At 66.3% G+C, this 18,276-nt stretch carries 20 protein-coding genes; 10 read left to right on the plus strand and 10 right to left on the minus strand.

Annotated features, from left to right (window positions below):
• The first annotated feature begins 2 nt into the window (after nucleotides 1-2).
• Together BN2156_RS17180 and BN2156_RS17185 are read left to right on the plus strand one after the other, a co-directional pair.
• Nucleotides 3-671 carry a GAP family protein gene (locus BN2156_RS17180; RefSeq protein ID WP_090516240.1) on the plus strand — a complete coding sequence of 223 codons (669 nt, stop codon included), beginning with the start codon at nucleotides 3-5 and terminating at the stop codon, nucleotides 669-671.
• Nucleotides 672-708: 37 nt separating this feature from the next.
• A complete protein-coding gene (locus BN2156_RS17185) occupies nucleotides 709-1,332 on the plus strand; it encodes a CYTH domain-containing protein (protein ID WP_090516241.1) in 624 nt (207 codons plus the stop codon).
• Here BN2156_RS17185 and BN2156_RS17190 read toward each other — a convergent pair.
• Both BN2156_RS17190 and BN2156_RS17195 read right to left on the minus strand, forming a co-directional pair.
• Nucleotides 1,314-1,790, minus strand: coding sequence for a hypothetical protein (locus BN2156_RS17190; RefSeq protein WP_159402848.1), 477 nt, complete (start codon nucleotides 1,788-1,790; stop codon nucleotides 1,314-1,316). The two genes, BN2156_RS17185 and BN2156_RS17190, sit on opposite strands and share 19 nt — an antisense overlap.
• Nucleotides 1,753-2,181 (minus strand): hypothetical protein, encoded by a 429-nt coding sequence (locus BN2156_RS17195; RefSeq protein WP_131725175.1) that lies wholly within the window; start codon nucleotides 2,179-2,181, stop codon nucleotides 1,753-1,755. The genes BN2156_RS17190 and BN2156_RS17195 overlap by 38 nt, the downstream gene beginning before the upstream one ends.
• A gap of 150 nt (nucleotides 2,182-2,331) precedes the next feature.
• On the opposite strand from BN2156_RS17195, the gene BN2156_RS17200 reads away from it, so the two are divergent.
• Genes BN2156_RS17200 through BN2156_RS31015 form a run of 3 tightly spaced genes read left to right on the plus strand, consistent with a single transcriptional unit; the run spans nucleotide 2,332 to nucleotide 4,022 of the window.
• The gene (locus BN2156_RS17200) at nucleotides 2,332-3,039 is read left to right on the plus strand and encodes an EspA/EspE family type VII secretion system effector (protein ID WP_090516244.1); all 708 of its coding nucleotides are present in this window, start codon (nucleotides 2,332-2,334) and stop codon (nucleotides 3,037-3,039) included.
• Between the two features lie 25 nt (nucleotides 3,040-3,064).
• Nucleotides 3,065-3,391 carry an ESX-1 secretion-associated protein gene (locus BN2156_RS17205; protein ID WP_235625383.1) on the plus strand — a complete coding sequence of 109 codons (327 nt, stop codon included), beginning with the start codon at nucleotides 3,065-3,067 and terminating at the stop codon, nucleotides 3,389-3,391.
• Between the two features lie 46 nt (nucleotides 3,392-3,437).
• Nucleotides 3,438-4,022 carry a hypothetical protein gene (locus BN2156_RS31015; RefSeq protein WP_210436660.1) on the plus strand — a complete coding sequence of 195 codons (585 nt, stop codon included), beginning with the start codon at nucleotides 3,438-3,440 and terminating at the stop codon, nucleotides 4,020-4,022.
• 3 nt (nucleotides 4,023-4,025) lie between these two features.
• Here BN2156_RS31015 and BN2156_RS17215 read toward each other — a convergent pair whose 3' ends face one another.
• Nucleotides 4,026-4,655 carry a TetR/AcrR family transcriptional regulator gene (locus tag BN2156_RS17215; RefSeq protein ID WP_090516245.1) on the minus strand — a complete coding sequence of 210 codons (630 nt, stop codon included), beginning with the start codon at nucleotides 4,653-4,655 and terminating at the stop codon, nucleotides 4,026-4,028.
• A 100-nt stretch (nucleotides 4,656-4,755) separates the two neighbouring features.
• On the opposite strand from BN2156_RS17215, the gene BN2156_RS17220 reads away from it, so the two are divergent.
• Genes BN2156_RS17220 through BN2156_RS17230 form a run of 3 tightly spaced genes read left to right on the plus strand, consistent with a single transcriptional unit; the run spans nucleotide 4,756 to nucleotide 7,864 of the window.
• On the plus strand, nucleotides 4,756-5,790 hold the full coding sequence (locus BN2156_RS17220) for an ABC transporter permease (protein ID WP_090516246.1): 1,035 nt from the start codon (nucleotides 4,756-4,758) through the stop codon (nucleotides 5,788-5,790).
• Nucleotides 5,777-6,943, plus strand: coding sequence for an FAD-binding oxidoreductase (locus BN2156_RS17225; protein WP_090516247.1), 1,167 nt, complete (start codon nucleotides 5,777-5,779; stop codon nucleotides 6,941-6,943). Before BN2156_RS17220 ends, BN2156_RS17225 begins: the two co-directional genes overlap by 14 nt.
• A gap of 18 nt (nucleotides 6,944-6,961) precedes the next feature.
• On the plus strand, nucleotides 6,962-7,864 hold the full coding sequence (locus tag BN2156_RS17230; protein WP_090516248.1) for an aldose 1-epimerase: 903 nt from the start codon (nucleotides 6,962-6,964) through the stop codon (nucleotides 7,862-7,864).
• Between the two features lie 12 nt (nucleotides 7,865-7,876).
• On the opposite strand, the gene BN2156_RS17235 is transcribed toward BN2156_RS17230, so the two are convergent.
• Genes BN2156_RS17235 through dnaK form a run of 4 tightly spaced genes read right to left on the minus strand, consistent with a single transcriptional unit; the run spans nucleotide 7,877 to nucleotide 11,961 of the window.
• Nucleotides 7,877-8,263 (minus strand): heat shock protein transcriptional repressor HspR, encoded by a 387-nt coding sequence (locus BN2156_RS17235; RefSeq protein WP_090516249.1) that lies wholly within the window; start codon nucleotides 8,261-8,263, stop codon nucleotides 7,877-7,879.
• Nucleotides 8,260-9,426 carry a molecular chaperone DnaJ gene (gene dnaJ, locus BN2156_RS17240; RefSeq protein ID WP_090516250.1) on the minus strand — a complete coding sequence of 389 codons (1,167 nt, stop codon included), beginning with the start codon at nucleotides 9,424-9,426 and terminating at the stop codon, nucleotides 8,260-8,262. Before dnaJ ends, BN2156_RS17235 begins: the two co-directional genes overlap by 4 nt.
• A 37-nt stretch (nucleotides 9,427-9,463) precedes the next feature.
• Complete coding sequence (grpE, locus tag BN2156_RS17245; RefSeq protein WP_090516251.1) at nucleotides 9,464-10,105, minus strand: nucleotide exchange factor GrpE; 642 nt, start codon at nucleotides 10,103-10,105, stop codon at nucleotides 9,464-9,466.
• Complete coding sequence (gene dnaK, locus BN2156_RS17250; protein WP_090516252.1) at nucleotides 10,102-11,961, minus strand: molecular chaperone DnaK; 1,860 nt, start codon at nucleotides 11,959-11,961, stop codon at nucleotides 10,102-10,104. The genes grpE and dnaK overlap by 4 nt, the downstream gene beginning before the upstream one ends.
• Before the next feature lie 317 nt (nucleotides 11,962-12,278).
• Between dnaK and BN2156_RS17255 the strand changes: the two genes are divergently transcribed.
• Nucleotides 12,279-13,097 carry an Abi-alpha family protein gene (locus tag BN2156_RS17255; RefSeq protein WP_210436661.1) on the plus strand — a complete coding sequence of 273 codons (819 nt, stop codon included), beginning with the start codon at nucleotides 12,279-12,281 and terminating at the stop codon, nucleotides 13,095-13,097.
• Nucleotides 13,098-13,101: 4 nt separating this feature from the next.
• On the plus strand, nucleotides 13,102-14,409 hold the full coding sequence (locus BN2156_RS17260; protein WP_090516253.1) for a DUF445 domain-containing protein: 1,308 nt from the start codon (nucleotides 13,102-13,104) through the stop codon (nucleotides 14,407-14,409).
• A gap of 17 nt (nucleotides 14,410-14,426) precedes the next feature.
• On the opposite strand, the gene BN2156_RS17265 is transcribed toward BN2156_RS17260, so the two are convergent.
• The 3 genes from BN2156_RS17265 to lipA are packed head-to-tail and all read right to left on the minus strand — an operon-like array spanning nucleotide 14,427 to nucleotide 18,274.
• A complete protein-coding gene (locus BN2156_RS17265) occupies nucleotides 14,427-15,929 on the minus strand; it encodes a PucR family transcriptional regulator (protein WP_090516254.1) in 1,503 nt (500 codons plus the stop codon).
• A gap of 39 nt (nucleotides 15,930-15,968) precedes the next feature.
• On the minus strand, nucleotides 15,969-17,336 hold the full coding sequence (lpdA, locus tag BN2156_RS17270) for a dihydrolipoyl dehydrogenase (protein ID WP_090516255.1): 1,368 nt from the start codon (nucleotides 17,334-17,336) through the stop codon (nucleotides 15,969-15,971).
• On the minus strand, nucleotides 17,333-18,274 hold the full coding sequence (gene lipA / locus BN2156_RS17275; RefSeq protein WP_090516256.1) for a lipoyl synthase: 942 nt from the start codon (nucleotides 18,272-18,274) through the stop codon (nucleotides 17,333-17,335). The genes lpdA and lipA overlap by 4 nt, the downstream gene beginning before the upstream one ends.
• Nucleotides 18,275-18,276 lie beyond the last annotated feature (2 nt).

The raw sequence follows: 18,276 nt of genomic DNA on the forward strand, positions 1-18,276 counted from the left end.
TCATGACGGAGAGCTGGGGTTCTGTTTTCGCCGAACTCATCCCGCTGGCAATGGTGGTGGCCCTGTCGCCGCTGTCTATCATCCCGGCGGTACTCGTGCTGCACACTCCCCGCCCCCGGCCGGCCGGCCTGTCCTTCCTCGCCGGGTGGTTCCTCGGTCTGGCCGCGCTGACCGCGATCTTCGTCGGCATCTCCGGCCTGTTCGGCCGGCTCGACGAACCTCCGACGTGGGCATCGTGGTTACGCATCGTCGTCGGCGTCGCCTTGATCGCCTACGGCGTGTACCGCTTTCTCACCCGCGCCAAGTCCGAGCACAGCCCCAAGTGGATGGCCAGCCTGAGCAAGCTCACGCCGGCCCGGGCCGGTGCGGCCGGCCTGGCGCTGACGGTGGTGAACCCCAAAGTGCTGTTCATCTGCGTGGCAGCGGGTTTGGCGATCGGTTCAGCCGGTCTCGGCCAGCCCGGCGTGTGGGCCGCTGGGCTGTACTTCGTGGTGGCCGCGGGGTCGACGGTGGCTCTGCCGATCCTCGCGTACGCGGTGTCCGGCGAGCGGTTGGACCCCGCACTGGGCCGGCTCAAGGAATGGATGGAACGCAACCACGCGGTCTTGGTTGCGGCGATTCTGGTGGTGATCGGCCTCCTCGTGCTCTACAAGGGAATTCACGCCCTATAGATGACGCATTCGGCGCAGATCGGGCTACGGTGTGCGCATGTCCGAATCCGGTTTCGGTGATTTCGAATTTGAGCGGAAGTTCTTTGTCCGCGAATTGCCCGCGGTGGCAGCATCGGATCCCATGCCCGCCCTCATCGTGCAGGCGTATCTGTTCGCGTCCGACGGATACGCGGTGCGAGTCCGGGTACAGGGACCTGCCCCAGCTGAATTGAACGGCACTCCCGCCGAACTCGTAGCGACATTGGGCGAGCAATCACTTGGGACGATGACGGCCAAAGGCCCCGCCGTCGGCGGCACGCGCTACGAGGCCGAACGAGAGCTTGACCCATTGGTCGCCGCCCAGATCGTCGGCCGAGCGGAACACGTCGTCGCGAAGGTTCGCTATTCGATGTGGCTCGGCGAGGACGGCTGGATCATCGATCAGTTCCTCGGCAGGAACGCACCGCTGTTGCTTTCCGAAGTCGAACGCGGCGGGCCGGTGGTGGATCTCGCCATTCCCGCCTTCTGCGTTTCCGAAGTGTCCGAGGACGACCGGTTCCGCAATGAATACCTGGCACATCAGCCATTCGGTACGTGGGCCGACGAGTATCTAGGTGAGCTCGATCGCCGCGGCCCCACATTTGTGGATACCTTGGGGCACAATCATTTCGAAGGCAGCTGAGGCCCGCGGCCCTGCGATATCGCGTAGTTCATCGCGTTGTGAACCGAGTTGAGCATCGGTTCGTAGGAAGCGAGCTGAATTTCGGCATTGTCGTAGGCCCGCCGGGCATGTCCAGTCGCCGGCCGCACGTTCGATCCGCGCTCCCCCTGAAAGATCTCGACGATCCGCGCACATCTGGTCGCCTCGGCCGCCAACTGGTCGTATGGCGCTTCGAACAGGCCGTTGCCCGGCCACCGCGCCCAGAACGCTTCGGAGTGGGTAAACAGCCGCGCCTTCTCGGCGTCCTCTCGGTCCCGCGCCGTCGACGGAATCAACGCAATGAGAACAAACACTGCCACGCAGAAAGCGGATATCACCAGGCCAATTGTCAAGAGCGTGGCGAAGCTCTTGGGCTCGTGCGGGCCCACGGCGAGCATGCGGTCAAACATCGGCTTGCCGTCCGCGGGAAACAACGACATTCATTGCGTTGACGACTGTGGTGATCCAGCTGCGGACCGCACCGATTTGGGTGTCAAAGTCGCCGCCTCTGCCTCGGCGCATGAGGTCGCGCCGCCTTTCCAGGACAAATACATGGCGCCAACAACGCTCCGCCTCTGCTTCGAGTTCTTCGTATGGCGCCTGCCACAGCAGCTGCGCCGGCCATCGCGACCTGAATCGGGCGGACTCGACCATGAACGCTTCTTCCTGCGCCCGAAAACGTTTGGACGCGCTGAAGCCAGCGTATAAGTTCAGCAACCCAAGCGTTACGCCTACCACAGCAAAGAGCGCAAGCAGGCCGAGCCACTCTTCTTTGGTGCTCGGCAGCCGCCCCCGCGCGACGAACTCCGCTGCCAATTTGTCCCCTCGCACGACCACAGCCTAGCCACGGTGTGCCAGCTAGCAGCGTTTCAGGTTGCCTCAAATTCGGTGCGTTGGCGCTGCACCGCAGCAAGTTAGGCTGGGCAGGCCGAAGATGGGGGATGCGGAATGGGCGCGGAATCAGTTCGAAAAGTAGTCGAGGTGGCGTTCGCCGCCAAAGGAACCACCGAGCATGCCCTCGATCTTCCCAGTTTCACGTCGATCATCGGCCTACAAGCCGACTTCACCGGCGCAGCTCAGATGGTCGCGACGTCCAAAAAAGGAGCCGACTGGCTCGGCAAGTACGGCGTGAAGACTGCCAGTTGGGCCACACCGATCATCGCCAACGGGTTGCTGGGCATCAACGCCATGCAGCTGACGTTGGGAGTCGGCGACCCGAACGACGGCAGCGACTTCACAACGGGCGCCGAAGCATTCCGGAAAATCCAAAGCGGCCTTGAAGGAACGGCACCTAACGACAACTGGGTAGGCGAAGGCTCCGAGTCGTACGCCCAGCAGAACAAGAAGCAACAGGAGCGCGCAGGCAAGCTCGCCCAGGTTGACGGCGAAGTTCAGAAGGTCATCAACGAGCAGGCCGCTCAGGTCACCGAGGCCCGAAACGTGCTGGATATCTCGGCGACAGTCCTCACCGCTGCGATTCCGGCTGCGATCATCGCGAGCTTCACGCTGCCACCGCCCGTCGGCCAAGCCCTCAAGACCGGGATCGAGATCGGTGCCGTAGCCGGGTCTGTGCCGCGGTGTGTCCTCACAGTGGAAATGCTTGGCCTGCACACACTCCGCAACGCAAGCCAGATCGAGAACGCCATCAGCAAGTACAACGCCCTGGCTGCGGCCGCAGCCGGCGATTGATTCGCCGAGCAATAAGGAGCAAGTAGTGACCGGTGGATTCCTGCAAGTCATCCCCGCCCATATCCGCGAATTGTCCGAAGGTCAGTCCAAGGCGGACTCCGCGTTCAATGCAGTAGCCAAGCTGACCGAGGGTGTCAGTGGATCTATGTGGTTGAACCACGGAGTGATCTGCGTTGCGTCGAACACCGCTGTTGACGCGGCGCACAACGCCCGCGCAGCCGCCTGCGCGGCAATGGCAGCCAAGTCGCGGGATCTGTCGGAGAAGCTCAACATCGCTGGATCACGGTACGACCGGACGGATTCTGAAGCCGAAGCCAATATCGGCAAGGAGATGTACCCGCGGTGGGTTTGATCGACCGACTGACGGGTGGTGGACCACGATGGGATATGACTGACATATGACGCCGCATGGCCCGAACGACTGGGACGACGCCGATGACAACGGCCTCGACGCGCTCGACTTCGACACCCCGGTGTTCGACGACGATGTGTCCGGACTCGATGCCCTGCCGGACTACCACGACGACCACGGCGTCGCCCACGGCAACGGGCTCGACGCCGTCCACGACTACGCCAACCATGAAGTCGAGGAGGCCGAGGACGACGGTTTCGGTGCCGTCGACGCCGAGACTTCCGTTGAAGACGAAGAACAGATCCCGGTCGTCCAGGCCATCAACCCGCCAGGCACTGTCACGGTCACTGCCTATCTCAACGGCTCAGTCGCCCAGGTGGACCTGGATCCGAAGGTGACGGCCATGACCGAGGCCCAGTTGGCTGACGAAATCCGTTTCGTGGCCGGCGTTGCCGCCAAGCGCGCGACGGCGGTGGTGCACATCGGGGTGGTCAACATGATGGTCGAGCAGGGCATGGACTTCCAGGAAGCGCGGGACTTCGTCGGAACGAACATGCCGTTCGCCACTCCCGAACAGGCCGGCGAGGCCGAGCTCGCACTCATCGCGCGGCATTCCGACCCTCAGCGCTGACCACTACAACTCAGGCAACCCCAGCTCGGCCGCATCGGCGGTGAGATAGCGGGTGACCGTCGGCGCGAGCAGGCGCACCACGTCTTCGCCGTCGAGTGTCGCCAACGGCGGCACGGCCATCACATAGCGCAGCATCGCGGTGCCGACCAGGTTCGATGCGGCGAGCATGGCCCGTAATCGGGCCTGCTCGCCACCACCGAGCACTCCGGAGACCGCGGCGAGCACGTAATCCTGCATGAACGTTCGAAACGCCACGTGCGCATCGGAATTCGACGTAGCGGACTGCAGCATGACCCGCATGCTGGCTGCGGTGTCGGGTGTCTCCCACATCCTCAGATAGACGCGGACCATACGTTCGCCGATCTCCTCGGCCGGCCCTTCGAGTGCGGCCACGAGCACGTCGGGGTCGAGGATCAGGCGCAGCGATTCGCGGAACAGGTCGGCCTTGGAGCCGAACAGGTAGAGCACCATCGACGCATCGACGTTCGCGTCCGAGGCGATGGCCCGCAGCGTCGTCTTCTCGTATCCCTCGGCCGCGAAGCGCAGTTTGGCGGCCGCGAGCACCGCGTCGCGCGACACCGGATCACCCTGGCGGCGCCCGCGCCGTGTGGCAGTTTTCCCAGGTGAAGGCATACATCGACATTATCATTTCAATCATTGTTGAAAAACGGCCCAACACAGCGTTACCCTCACATCAACCGATTAATTCAACGTCGGATGAAAAGAGGGAACGATGCTCTCGACCCAGGCCGCCACGCCCGCCCACCACGCCGCACCCGAACATGAACCGCCCGCCGCCCTGCGTGCGGCGGGCATCATCGCCGTGCTGACCATCGCGATCGCCATCGTCGCCATCGCCTTCGCCCTGCCGGCGTCGCGATCGAAGCCCCACGACGTCCCCATCGGTGCCGCGGGACCCCAGGCCGCCACCAGCCAGATCGCCGAGCGCCTCGAGCAGCAGGCTCCGGGGGCCTTCGCGGTGACGTACTATCCCGGCGAGGACGCTCTGCGGGAGGCAATCCTGAACCGAAACGTCTACGGCGGTATCACCTTCGGACCGGAAGGCCCGAAGCTGCTGACCGCCACCGGAGGTAGCCCCGCCGTCGCACAACTGCTGACCCAGATCGGGAACGGTATTGCCGCGAAATCGGGCGTGACCCTGCACGCCGAGGACCTGGCCCCACCCACGAGTCAGGATCCGCGCGGGACCGGGCTGGCCGCCTCGGCCCTGCCGATCACACTGGCCGGGATGCTGCCCGCCGTCGCGCTGGTGCTGGTGTTGCGACGTGAGGTGTGGACCCGCCTGATCGCCACGATCGTGTTCGCCGCGGTAGCAGGCATCACGGTCGCAGCCCTGCTCCAGTACGTATTCGGCTCGACCGACTCGAACTTCTGGGGCGTGGCGGCAGGTCTGACCCTGGGGATCTCCGCGGCGGGGCTGCTCATGCTCGGTCTGGGCTCTTTGTTCGGCAGGGTAGGCCTGGGTGTGGGCGCGGCTCTGGCCCTGTTGCTGGGCAACCCGCTGTCCGGGCTCACCGCCGCACCGGAGATGCTGCCCGCCGGCTGGGGCCAGCTCGGCCAGTTGTTGCCGCAGGGGGCCACCGCCACGCTGCTGCGATCCACGGCCTACTTCGGCGGCGCCGGGGCCGACACCGCGATCATCGTGCTGAGTTGTTGGGCAATGGTCGGGCTGATGTTGGTGATCAGCGCCGCTTTGCGGCGGCCCGGGCGGACCGCGCCTATGATGCGACTCCGTGGGACTCGATGACCGTGAAGCGCTGCAGACACTGCAGAGCGCCGTCGACCCCAAGCAGGGCTCCGCGACGCTGATCCGTGACTTCTATACCCAGTGGTTCGCCACCGACCTCTCGGCCCGTGATCTGTTCCCTCCGGACATGGACAGCCAGCGCGACGTCTTTGCGCGCGCCCTGACCTGGTTGTTCGGGGAACTGATCGCCCAGCGCGCCGAGGAGCCGGTGGCGTTCCTGGCTCAGCTCGGCAGGGACCACCGGAAGTACGGCGTCACGCAGAGCCATTACGACTCCATGCAGGATGCGCTGTACAACGCCCTGCACAGCCATCTCGAGTCCCAGTGGGATGACCGTCTGGCCGAGGCCACGCGCGATGCCGTGGCCCTGATCATCGGGGTGATGCGCGGAGCGGCCGACGCCGAGGATTCCCCCGCCTACTGCGACGGCACCGTCATCGAGCATCACCGCGTCACGCGCGACGTCTCGGTGATCCGGCTGCAACTCGATCAGCCGCTGTTCTATTACCCCGGCCAGTACGTCACCGTCCAGGTACCCCAATGGCCGCGCCGCTGGCGCTACCTCAGCCCGGCCGTTCCGTCCGACCGGTCCGGGGGCATCGAGTTCCACATCCGGTCGGTGCCCGGCGGCATGGTGAGCACCGCCATCGTCGCCGAGACCAAGATCGGCGACCGCTGGCGGATGTCCAGCCCCCACGGCGGGCTGCACGTCGACCGTGACGGCGAAGATGTGCTGATGGTGGCCGGCAGCACGGGCCTGGCCCCGCTGCGCAACATCATCATGGACATGACGCTGCACGGCGAGAATCCGCGCGTGCACCTGTTCTTCGGTGGCCGCTATCCGTGCGACCTGTACGACCTGAAGACGCTGTGGCACATTGCCTCCACCAATCCGTGGCTGTCGGTGACGCCGGTCTCCGAGTACAGCACCGACCCGCCGTGGGCCGGCCAGTATCCCGATGTCCAGCCGCCGCGGGGGCTGCACGTGCGCCAGACCGGCACGCTGGCCGAAGTGGTGACCAGATACGGCAACTGGGGCGATCGTCAGATCCTCATCTGCGGTGGACCGGACATGGTCACCGCCACCAAGGCCGCCCTGGTCGAGCGCGGAGCCCCGGCCGAGCGCATCCAGCACGACCCGCTGACGCGCTGAGAATGCCAGACTGGCGCCATGGCCGCGGTTCAACCAGTCACCTTGTCTGACCCGTCGTCGTCGCTGACTGCCACCTACGTCCCGGCGGCGGGAATGATCTGCACCTCGCTGGCCGACGGCGACGTCGAATACCTGGGCCAGCGCCGGGGTTTGCAGGCCTATCTCACCGACGGCAAGACGATGGGGATCCCGATCCTCTACCCGTGGGCAAACCGATTGAGCGCCAACGAGTATCGCGCCAATGACACCGCGGTGACCTTGACGCCCGGGGTCAACGGCGTACGCGGTGACGCCAACGGGGCGCCGATGCACGGTGTGCTGGCCGCCAGTCCGGACTGGCAGGTGATCGAGAACACCGAGAACGCGCTGACAGCCGACCTGGATTGGGGTGCCGTTCCGGCGCGGCTGGCCACCTTCCCGTTTCCACACCGCCTGACCATGGCGGTGACGTTGGCCGACCGAACCCTCACGGTGTCCACGACGGTGGCGCCAACGGCCGAGCAGCCGGTGCCGCTGTGTTACGGCTACCACCCCTACGTGACGGTTCCCGGCGTGCCGCGCCAGGATTGGCAGTTGCAGACGCCGACGATGCGGCATCTGTTGGTGGATGATCGGGGCCTGCCCACCGGTGAGTCCCGCGACTGGCCGGGTGGGCCGGGACGGCTGGATGCCACCGAACTCGACGACGGTTTCGATGGCGTCGAGCCGGGCGCGGTGTTCGCGCTGTCGGGAGGAAGCCAGCGGGTCGAGGTCACCTTCGAGGCGGGCTATCGCGCCGCGCAGCTGTTCGCACCGGGCAATGACAGCGTGGTGGGCATCGAGCCGATGGCCGCACCCACCGACGCATTGCGCGGGGGGAAATACACGATGGCCGCCCCCGGAAGTCCGGAGACGGCCACCTTTTCGATCAGAGTGGGCTAGCGCGCACCGCGGCTACGGCCTATGTCGCCGCCGAGCGGCTCCGGGCTGCCACAGGACCACCGCTTTCGACGCCACCGAGACGTCGCGGCGCTGATCGCTGAGTTGTTCGACCTGCTGGGTCAGCTCGGAAACCCGGTTGCGCAGCGCGTCGACCTGATTGGTCAGTTCGATGATGCGCTTGATGCCGGCCAGGTTGACGCCCTCGTCCTGTGACAACCGCTGCACCTCACGGAGCAGGTCGACGTCACGCTCGGAGTAGCGGCGCCCGCCGCCGGAACTGCGCTGCGGGCTGACCAGGCCGAGCCGGTCGTATGTGCGCAGGGTCTGCGCGTGCATACCAGCCAGCTCGGCGGCCACCGAGATCAAAAACGTTCGGGCTTCTTCTTTCCGCTGGCTCATATGTTTCCTGCCCATCCGGCCCGCGGATCGAAACCGCTGGCCCGTTCGGCTTTCGCATATGCCTCCAACGCCTCGGCCGCTTCGTCTTCCAGATTGGGCGGCACCGCGACCTTCACCGTGACCAGCAGGTCACCGTGGCCGCCGGAGCGTTTGGGCACCCCGCGTCCGCGCACCCGCAGGATCCGGCCGTCGGAGGTGCCCTTGGGCACCCGCACTCCGACCTTGCCGTCCAGGGTGGGAACGGAAAGCGTTGTCCCCAGAGCCAATTCGTGGAAGCTGACCGGAACGCTGACGGTCAGATCGTCACCGTCACGCCCGAACACCTTGTCCGGGCGCACGTGCACGGTGACGTAGAGGTCGCCCGACGGCGCGCCCCGAAGCCCGGCTTCACCTTGGCCGGCCAGCCGGATGCGCTGACCGTCCTCGACACCCGGCGGGATCCGCACGTTGATCGTGCGGGTGCGGGTGGTGACGCCGGTGCCCTGGCATTCGGCGCAGGGGTGCTCGATGATCGAGCCGCTGCCCCGGCATTCGGTGCAGGGCTCGGAGAATCCGAACGCCCCCTGGTTGCGGTTGACCACACCGGAGCCGTTGCAGTTCGGGCACACCTTGGGGCTGGTGCCCGGCCGTGCACCGCTGCCGTGGCAGTTGGTGCAAGGGGCCGGGCTGGTCAGCCGCAGCGGCATCGCCACGCCCTTGGTGGCTTCCAGGAAGGACAGCTCGGTTTCGGTTTCCAGGTCGTTGCCCCGGCGCGGCCGACTCGGCCGCGGTTGCGCACCGCGCCCGAACAGCCCGCCGAAGAGGTCACCGATGTTGGCGCCGCCGCTCTGGCCGGCCGCGTCGAACAGGTCACCCAGGTTGAATTCGGCTCCGTCAGAACCGAATCCGCCACTGAAATTCCCGCCCGGGTTGAACCGACGCCCACCCCCGGCGAACAGCCGGCGGGTCTCGTCATACTCCTTGCGCTTCGCGGGGTCCGACAGGACGCTGTTCGCCTCGGAAACCGCCTTGAACCGCTCCGCCGCTCCCGCATCGGGATTGCGGTCGGGATGCAGTTCGGAGGCCAGTTTCCGGTAGGCCTTCTTGATCTCGTCGGCGCTGGCGTCAGAGGAGACGCCGAGTTCTTTATAGAAGTCCTTCTCGACCCACTCGCGTTGGGCCATGCGCCACCTCCTTACCTCTTCTCTCTAGTTGGATTGTCTAGTTGTCTGATTCTGCGGCCTGACCGCCGGCGGCGTCACCGTTATTCGGTGTCGCCGACGCGGAATCAGCGCCGCCTTCGGGCTCGGGCACCGTGTCGACCACGCCGACGAGGGCGTGCCTGACCACCTGGTCACCGATCTTGTAGCCGCGGCGCATCACGGTCCCGACCACGGGATGGGTGCCCTCGCCCTCATGCTGCACAGCCTCGTGCAGTGACGGGTCGAACTCGTCACCCTCGACCCCGAACGCGGAAAGACCCTGTCCTTCAAGGGCCCCGACGAGCTTGTCGGCGACCGACTTGAGCGGCCCGGATTCCAGGTCGCCGTGGCTGCGGGCCCGGTCCAGATCGTCGAGCACACCCAGCAACTGGGTGATGACGGTGGCCTTGGCCCGGTCGGCGGTGACCTGCTGATCACGCAGCGCGCGCTTGCGGTAGTTGTCGTATTCGGCCTTCACACGTTGCAGCGTGGCCTTGAGCTCGGCGACCTCGTCGCTATCGCTCGCCGACTCCCCAGCAGCGGAGGCGGCCGACGCCGGCCCGCTGGGGGCCGGCGCCTGCTCACGAACCTCACCGGAGTCGGGATCGATGCGCCGTTTGTCGGTGATGGTCACCGGCTCGTGCGAATCGTTCTCGCTCACTTGGTCTCCTGGTCATCGTCGACAACCTCGGCGTCCACCACGTTGTCGTCCGCGGCACTCGAGGAGGCTCCGGCGTCAGCTCCCGAGGCCTGCTCGGCCTGGGTGGCCTCGTAGATCGCCTGGCCCAGACCCTGCGACTCGACACCGAGCTTCTCCATCGCGTCCTTGATCGCGGAGATGTCGGAGCCTTCCAGCGCCGTCTTCGCCGTGGCGATGGCGCCGTCGACCTTGGCCAAGGTCTCCTCGGGAACCTTCGATCCGCCCTCGGCCTCGCGCTGCTCCTTGACGAACTTCTCCGTCTGGTAGACCAGCGACTCGGCCTGGTTGCGGACGTCGGCCTCTTCGCGACGCTTGCGGTCCTCGTCGGCGTGCGCCTCGGCGTCCTTGATCATCCGGTCGATCTCTTCCTTGGACAGGCCGGAGCCTTCCTGGATCTTGATCGTGTTTTCCTTGCCGGTGCCCTTGTCCTTGGCAGTGACGTGCACGATGCCGTTGGCGTCGATGTCGAAGGTGACCTCGATCTGCGGCACGCCGCGGGGGGCCGGCGGGATACCGGTCAGCTCGAAGGAGCCGAGCAGCTTGTTGTGCGAAGCGATTTCGCGCTCACCCTGGAAGACCTGGATCTGCACCGACGGCTGGTTGTCGTCAGCGGTGGTGAAGGTCTCCGACCGCTTGGTCGGGATGGTGGTGTTGCGCTCGATCAGCTTGGTCATCACGCCACCCTTGGTCTCGATACCGAGGGACAGCGGGGTGACGTCAAGCAGCAGAACGTCTTTCACCTCGCCCTTGAGCACGCCGGCCTGCAGCGCAGCGCCCACCGCGACAACCTCGTCGGGGTTGACGCCCTTGTTGGGCTCCTTGCCGCCGGTGAGTTCCTTGACCAGGTCGGTGACCGCGGGCATACGCGTCGAGCCACCCACCAGGACCACGTGGTCGATCTCGCCGACCGAGATGCCGGCGTCCTTGATCACCGACTGGAACGGCGCACGGGTGCGGTCCAGCAGATCCTGAGTGATCTTCTGGAACTCGGCGCGGGTCAGCTGCTCGTCGAGGAACAGCGGGTTCTTGTCGGCGTCGACGGTGATGTAGGGCAGGTTGATCGAGGTGCTCTGCGAGGAGCTGAGTTCGATCTTGGCCTTCTCGGCGGCTTCACGCAGCCGCTGCATCGCCATCTTGTCCTTGGTCAGGTCGATGCCGCTGGTGGCCTTGAACTTGTCGACCAGCCACTCGACGATCCGGTCGTCCCAGTCGTCGCCACCGAGGTGGTTGTCACCGGAGGTGGCACGCACCTCGACGACACCGTCGCCGATCTCCAGCAGCGAGACGTCGAACGTGCCGCCACCGAGGTCGAAGACCAGGATGGTCTGTTCCTTGCTGCCCTTGTCCAGGCCGTAGGCCAGGGCGGCTGCGGTCGGCTCGTTGACGATGCGCAGCACGTTCATGCCGGCGATCTGTCCGGCTTCCTTGGTGGCCTGCCGCTGAGCGTCGTTGAAGTACGCGGGCACGGTGATGACGGCGTCGGTGATGTCCTCACCGAGGTAGGCCTCGGCGTCGCGCTTGAGCTTCATCAGCACGCGCGCGCTGATCTCCTGCGCCGTGTAGTTCTTGCCGTCGATCTCGACGGTCCAGTCGCTGCCCATGTGACGCTTGACCGAACGGATGGTCCGGTCGACGTTGGTCACCGCCTGGTTCTTGGCGGGCTGGCCGACCAGCACCTCACCGTTGCGCGCGAACGCGACGACCGACGGGGTGGTCCGGGAGCCTTCAGAGTTTGCGACGACGACGGGGTCGCCGCCTTCCAGGACCGCCACGCATGAGTTGGTGGTCCCGAGGTCGATACCGACCGCACGAGCCATGGTGTTGCCTCCTGATAGAGATAGGGGTCTGAGCGGACTGCGCTCAAGCTTGCTCCGGGTGAGCCTAGATTGTCAACCCAGACTTGAGTCACTGTCACTCAACTTGCTGTCGATCTGGTCAACGGGGGTTTCTGCGGATTTGTTCCCGGTCCCAGCGACTTATTTCGGACCGACCCGGGGTCACCGCTCGGCCCTGCCCCGACCGGGTACCGTGCCCCATAATCAAATGCCGCCGGCCGGGGCTCGAGGCCGGCTCGGCGTCCAGCGCAGACCGTGACCCGGGGCGCACACAGTCATTCGAGGGGGATCGATCGACGATGTCAGACGAGATAACGACGACCGAACCGAACGTGCCCGCGGACAAGCCGGCCAAACGCGGCTACCAGCGCCGGGCGTTCAAACTTGACACCCCGATCGGCGAGATCGCCTTCGCCATCCGCACCCCGCGCAATCCCCGTCCGCTCGTGCCGAAGCGGTTCGATCCGTTCGGGCTCGCCGACCGCGCCCTCGACGCCGCGAAGACGAGCATGAAGGTGGCGGCCTGGGGCGAGGAACAACTCGCCACCCTGGTGAAGAACCGGCTGGAGGCCATCGAATCGGCGCCGCGGCCGGCCCCGGTGGCCACACCGGAGGAGCCGACGCCCGAATCGCTGAACCTGAAGATGGACCGGCTGCTGGACCGCGCCCTGGACCAGAGCACCGCCGGCAGCCAGGTCGAGCTGTACCACCGCCTGCTCGACCAGCTGGTCGCCGACGAAGCCCGGATCATCGGCGCACTCTCGGAGGGCGCGGCATCGCCGTTGGTCAACGTCTACACCTGGACACGGGCCCGGACCCCGGGCCAGGCTGTGCTGGAGAACGCCTGCCTGATCGGTCGCACAGCGAATGTGGCGCTGCCCGCGATGGTCCCCCAGTACGTCGGCCATCTGCTGTCGCTGGGCTTGGTGGAGACCGGTCCCGAGGATCCGTCTCAGAAGGCCGAATACGAGGTGCTCATGGCTGAGCCCATGGTGCTGCGGGCGATCAAGAGTGCGTCCCGTGGGCCGCTGACCGCCCGGGTGGACAAGTTGACGCTGACGCTGTCAGGCCTCGGTCGTGGCTTGTGGGAGGCTGCGGTGGAACGGGACGGTTCGTAACCGCATGAGCGGCAGCGAGACAGTTCTCGCGATCCAGACCTGGCAGGAGATCAAGGCAGATTTCAGCGTCAACTGGCTGATCTATCTGTCCATGCCGTTCGTCGCCGCCTTCGTCGGGTGGAGCACCAAGATCGTCGCGCTGGAGATGCTGTACCGGCCGATGGAGTTCAGGGGCTTCGGCCTGCTCGGCTGGCAGGGCATCGTTCCCCGGCGCGCGGGCAAGGTGGGGTCCAAGACCATTGAGCTGCTCACGCAGAATCTGCTGAAACCAGAGGAACTACTGGAGAAGGTCGACGCCAGGGAGGCCGTCGACTCGCTGCGCGAGCCGCTGACCCAGGCAGTCGACGACATCTCCCGCGACATCGCCGAGCAGATCCGCCCCGGGCTGTGGGACTCACTGCCCGACGCCGCGCGCAATGCGATCCAGGCCCGCATCCACGACCAGACCCCGAAGGTCGTGGAGAAGATGCTCAACGAGATGCGGGCGGACCTCAACCGGTTCGTCGACATCCAGTACCTGGCGGTCACGACGCTGGTGCGCAACAAGGACAAGCTGAACAAGCTGATGCGCGGGCTCGGGGACAACGCGATGGCCTTCGTCCGCCGCAGCGGCATCTACTTCGGGCTCGTGATCGGCGTGGTCCAGATGGTCGCGTGGGCCTTGTTCCAGAACCCGTGGATCATGCCGGCCTTCGGCTTCGGGGTGGGTCTGATCAGTGATTACATCGCGCTGAACATGTTGTTCCGGCCCGTGCATCCCACGAAGTACCTCGGCTTCATCCCGTTCCAGGGCTTGCTGCACGCCGAGCGCGAGAAGATCACTGAGGACTACGCGCGGATCCTGGCCGAAGACCTGTTCTCACCGGAGATCCTGTTCGACGGCGTGCTCCGGGGCCCGGGCGCCGACAAGTTGTTCGCGTTGGTGGGCAAGGAGGTCGAAGCCGCCATCGACGCGCAGACCGGCATCGCGACCCCTCTGGTCAAGTTCGCCGTCGGCACGCAGCGCTACAACGCCATGAAGGACAACATGGTCAAGTTGGTGCTCGAGCGGCTCCCGACCACGCTGGTCGAGGCTCAGGACTACGCCATGAACGCGCTGGATCTGGAGAAGACCATCATCGACAAGATGGGCCAGCTCACCAATGAGGAGTACGAGTCGATCCTGCGGCCGGTCTTCAAGGACGACGAACCGACCATGATCGCGGTCGGCGCGATTCTGGGCGGCATCGTCGGCGAGATCCAGGTTCAGGTTGTCGAGCATTTCGGCAACGATCCCGAGGCCGTCGCACTGCGCACCCTGCTGCACCACTAGCCGGGTCGGGCCGGTACTTACTTGCCGCCGGCCAACAGGTCGCGGGACTGCAGGGCCAGCCAGAATTGGGCGATGTCCGCGGTGTCGGACAGCCGCGCACCGGTGAGTTCCTCCACCTTGTGCACGCGGTAGAGCACAGTTTGCCGATGGATGTTCATCGCCGCCGCGGTGCGTTGCCAGGACCGCTGGTTGGCCAGGAACGCCTCGAGGGTCTCGACCAGCCCGGTGCGGTGCTGGGTGTCATGCTCGATCAGCGGGCCGAGCCAGCGCTCCACCATGGCCCTGGCGTCATCCACGCCGCCCATGCCGACCCACGAGGTGGCGGTGCCGTAGCGCACCACCGGATCCCCGGTTCGCTGCGCGGTGCCCAGCGCCCACGTCGCCTCACGAGCGGATTCCGCCGAGCGGGCAACGGTTTTCAACACCCGGCCGGTACCCACCCTGGCCGTCGGACCGAGCGAGGCGGTGATGGCCTCGACCGCTTCGTCGGTACCGGGCACCACCGCATGCGCGACACCTGAACGGAACGCCGACACGTGCGGGATCCGCCGGCGCCACAACGCCACGTGCAAATCCCGCAGCCGCCGTTCGTCGGTACACGTGGCCGAGACGAACATCGACGACGCCGGGTCCAGTCCCGAGGACAGCAGCTGACGACGCGCGAGCCGTTGGTCCATCCGTCCGTCGATGAGCTGCGCGGTGAGCTCGGCACCCGAGCGCCGGGTGTGTTCGAGGGCCAGATGGGTCTGGGACAGTTCCAGCGCGACGACGGTCGCGGCGTGCTGGATCAGCACACCGTCGAGTGCGGCCCCTCCTTCACGGATGACGGCCAGCACCGCGTCGTCGTGTGTCGGCACCTCGCCGACCAGCACTTCCACCCCGCCGGGGGTGAGAACGGACCGCGCGCCCGCGGCCAGCGTGCCCTGCGATGCGGTCCGCACCGTCTCCTTGATGTCGTCGGACGGGTGCGGTCCATCGGGGTGATAGGCCTCTCCGGAGACGCGGTCACAGACGAAGACGGCGCAGCGCAGTTCCTTGGTCAACGCATCGGCGATACGTGAGCGCGCCGCATCGCCGGCCGTGGAATGGCGCAGCGCGTCGTAGATGCGCGCCGTGCGCATCAGCCGCTGCGACTGTTCGAGCAGGGTCGCCTCGGCGACCGCACGCGAAATCGCCACGAACGGCATGGGATAACGGATCCACAGCACCGGTAACTCCAGCCGCTCACTGGCGCGGGTGAACCGTTGGGTGAGCCGCGGGCAGAACATGTCCTCGCCGATCGCCAGTCCACTGGCCCCGACGCGATGCAGCTCCTCGAGCAAGTGCTCCTGCTCGTCCGCCGACGACCCGAACGACATGCCGTTGGTCATGAGCAGTTCCCCTGCGCTGACCCATTGCCACGGCTCGGGCAGATCCGAGGTGTGCGTCCAGGTCACCTGGCGGTCCAGCCCGGCCTTGCCGGAGTGCAGGCGCAGCTGCAGGTGCGGCATGTCGCACAATTCCCGCACCGTGATGCTCACCTGCCAACCGTATCGATTCGCCGACACCTCGGGTGAGCGTTACCCGTGCAGGTGAAGCGGCGCGCCGGACACCGCCATCAACGCCTCGCCCAACGCCTCGTTCTGGGTGGGGTGGGCATGCACGAATCGGGCTGCCTCGTCCGCTTTGACGCCCAGGTTGTACAGCATCTGGGCCTCACCGATCAGCTCCGAGACGCCATGGCCGATCATGTGCACGCCCGCGACCGCCCCGGCGGGGTCGACGACGAGCTTGATCGCCCCGGACGCCTTGAGGATCTGGCTGCGCCCATTGCCGGCCAGGTCATAGGTGACGGTTTCCACGCCGTCGCCGTAGCGTTCCCGCGCCGCCTCCTCGGTGAGCCCCACCGAGGCGATCTCGGGATTGCAGTACGTGACCCGCGGGATACCGAGGTCTGCGACGGCCTCTGGCTCGCGGCCGACGATCTGCTCGGCGACGAAGATTCCCTGTTGAAATGCCCGGTGCGCCAATTGGAGTCCACCGACGATGTCGCCGATCGCGTACACGGTGGGCACGCTGGAGCGCAGTGCGGCATCCGTCACCACGAAACCACGGTCGAGTGTCACCCCGGCCTCTTCCAGCCCCAGATCGGCGGTCCGCGGGGCCCGGCCGACGGCGACCAGCAGCACCTCGGCGGTCAGCTCGTCGCCGGATTCGAGGGTCACCCGCACGTCGTCGCGATCGGTGGCGACCGCGGTGACGCGGGCTCCGGCCTTGGTGGTGATGCGACGACGACGGAACAGCCGCTCCAGATAGGTGGAGATGGCGGCATCCTCGTTGGGCACCAGCCGCGGCAGCGCCTCGACGATGGTCACCTTGGTGCCGAACGACGCCCAGAGACTGGCGAATTCGACGCCGATCACGCCGCCGCCGAGAATGATCGCCGATTCGGGGATGGTCTGCAGTTCCAGGGCCTGATCGCTGGTGAGCACCCGGTCGGAGGTCGCGATGAGCCCGGGGAGCTTCGGCGCGGACCCCGTGGCCAGCACAATCGACTTTCCGGTGAGGGTGGTGCCGTCGACCTCGACGGTGGTCGGTCCGGTGAGCCGGCCCCGGCCGTTGACGACCGTGATGCCGAGGGCGTCGATCAACCCGGACAGCCCCTTGTGCAGGCGTGACACCACGGTGTTCTTGAAGCCGTGCAACTTCTCCGGGTCGATGCTGTCGAAGGTCGCGTTGACTCCGAACTGCGCTGCGGTGCGCGCGGTATCGGCGACTTCGGCCGCGTGCAGCAGCGCCTTGGTCGGAATGCAGCCGCGATGCAGGCAGGTGCCGCCCACCTGGGCCTCGTCGATCAGGATGACCGACTGGCCGAGCTGTGATGAGCGGATCGCGGCGGCATACCCGCCCGGCCCACCGCCGAGGATGACGACGTCTGCGGAATTCACGAAACGCTCCTTGAGAGTTCGATTGCGGTACGGGCCTGGGTGTAGAGCCAGCCGGCCCGGTAGGACGAGCGCACCAGCGGGCCGGACATCACTCCGAGAAAGCCGATCTCGCGGGCGATGCCGTCGAGCTCGGCGAATTCGTCTGGGGTGACCCAGCGTTCGATGGGGTGGTGCCGCGGGGTCGGTCGCAGGTATTGGGTGATGGTGATCAACTGGCAGCCGGCGGCGTGCAGATCCCGGAGGGCAGCCACGACCTCGTCGCTGGTCTCCCCCATCCCGAGGATCAGGTTCGATTTGGTGATGAGATCCCGGCTGCGGGCCCGTTCGAGTACGGACAGCGAGCGTGCATAGTCGAAGCCCGGCCGGATGCGGCGGAAGATACGCGGCACCGTTTCCAGATTGTGCGCGAGCACTTCCGGTGCGGCGTCGAAGACTTCGTCGAGTTGTGCCGGGGTGCCGGTGAAGTCGGGGATCAGCAGCTCGACGCCTGCGTCCGGGCAGGCTACGTGGATCTGGCGAACCGTCTCGGCGTACAGCCACGCACCGCCGTCGGGCAGATCGTCACGCGCCACCCCGGTGACCGTGGCGTAGCGCAACTGCATCTGGGCCACGGATTCGGCGACGCGCCGCGGCTCATCCCGGTCCAGCGGCTCGGGACGGCCGGTGGCGATCTGGCAGAAATCGCAACGCCGTGTGCACTGGTCCCCGCCGATCAGGAAGGTGGCCTCTCGAGCTTCCCAGCATTCGAAGATGTTGGGACATCCCGCTTCCTGGCACACGGTGTGCAGATCGTTGCGCTCAACGAGAGCTCGGACCTCACGGTATTCGGGCCCGGTCCGCAGCTGGGTCTTCATCCAGGCCGGTTTGCGTTCGACCGGGGTCTGCGCGTTGCGGACCTCCAGGCGCAGTAGCCGGCGGCCTTGTGGAGTGACGGTCATAT

It is taken from the genome of Mycolicibacterium neworleansense (genome assembly GCF_001245615.1).
In the GTDB taxonomy this organism is placed as follows: domain Bacteria; phylum Actinomycetota; class Actinomycetes; order Mycobacteriales; family Mycobacteriaceae; genus Mycobacterium; species Mycobacterium neworleansense.

Bases quoted from the DNA above. Each gene is read 5' to 3' on its own strand.
- BN2156_RS17235 (WP_090516249.1), bottom strand. From the start codon at position 8,263: ATGAGCCAGCGGAAAGAAGAAGCCCGAACGTTTTTGATCTCGGTGGCC.
- BN2156_RS17185 (WP_090516241.1), top strand. From the start codon at position 709: ATGTCCGAATCCGGTTTCGGTGATTTCGAATTTGAGCGGAAGTTCTTT.
- dnaK (WP_090516252.1), bottom strand. From the start codon at position 11,961: ATGGCTCGTGCGGTCGGTATCGACCTCGGGACCACCAACTCATGCGTG.
- BN2156_RS17215 (WP_090516245.1), bottom strand. From the start codon at position 4,655: ATGCCTTCACCTGGGAAAACTGCCACACGGCGCGGGCGCCGCCAGGGT.
- BN2156_RS31015 (WP_210436660.1), top strand. From the start codon at position 3,438: ATGACGCCGCATGGCCCGAACGACTGGGACGACGCCGATGACAACGGC.
- BN2156_RS17190 (WP_159402848.1), bottom strand. From the start codon at position 1,790: ATGTCGTTGTTTCCCGCGGACGGCAAGCCGATGTTTGACCGCATGCTC.
- BN2156_RS17180 (WP_090516240.1), top strand. From the start codon at position 3: ATGACGGAGAGCTGGGGTTCTGTTTTCGCCGAACTCATCCCGCTGGCA.
- BN2156_RS17255 (WP_210436661.1), top strand. From the start codon at position 12,279: ATGTCAGACGAGATAACGACGACCGAACCGAACGTGCCCGCGGACAAG.
- lipA (WP_090516256.1), bottom strand. From the start codon at position 18,274: ATGACCGTCACTCCACAAGGCCGCCGGCTACTGCGCCTGGAGGTCCGC.
- BN2156_RS17260 (WP_090516253.1), top strand. From the start codon at position 13,102: ATGAGCGGCAGCGAGACAGTTCTCGCGATCCAGACCTGGCAGGAGATC.
- BN2156_RS17230 (WP_090516248.1), top strand. From the start codon at position 6,962: ATGGCCGCGGTTCAACCAGTCACCTTGTCTGACCCGTCGTCGTCGCTG.
- dnaJ (WP_090516250.1), bottom strand. From the start codon at position 9,426: ATGGCCCAACGCGAGTGGGTCGAGAAGGACTTCTATAAAGAACTCGGC.
- BN2156_RS17220 (WP_090516246.1), top strand. From the start codon at position 4,756: ATGCTCTCGACCCAGGCCGCCACGCCCGCCCACCACGCCGCACCCGAA.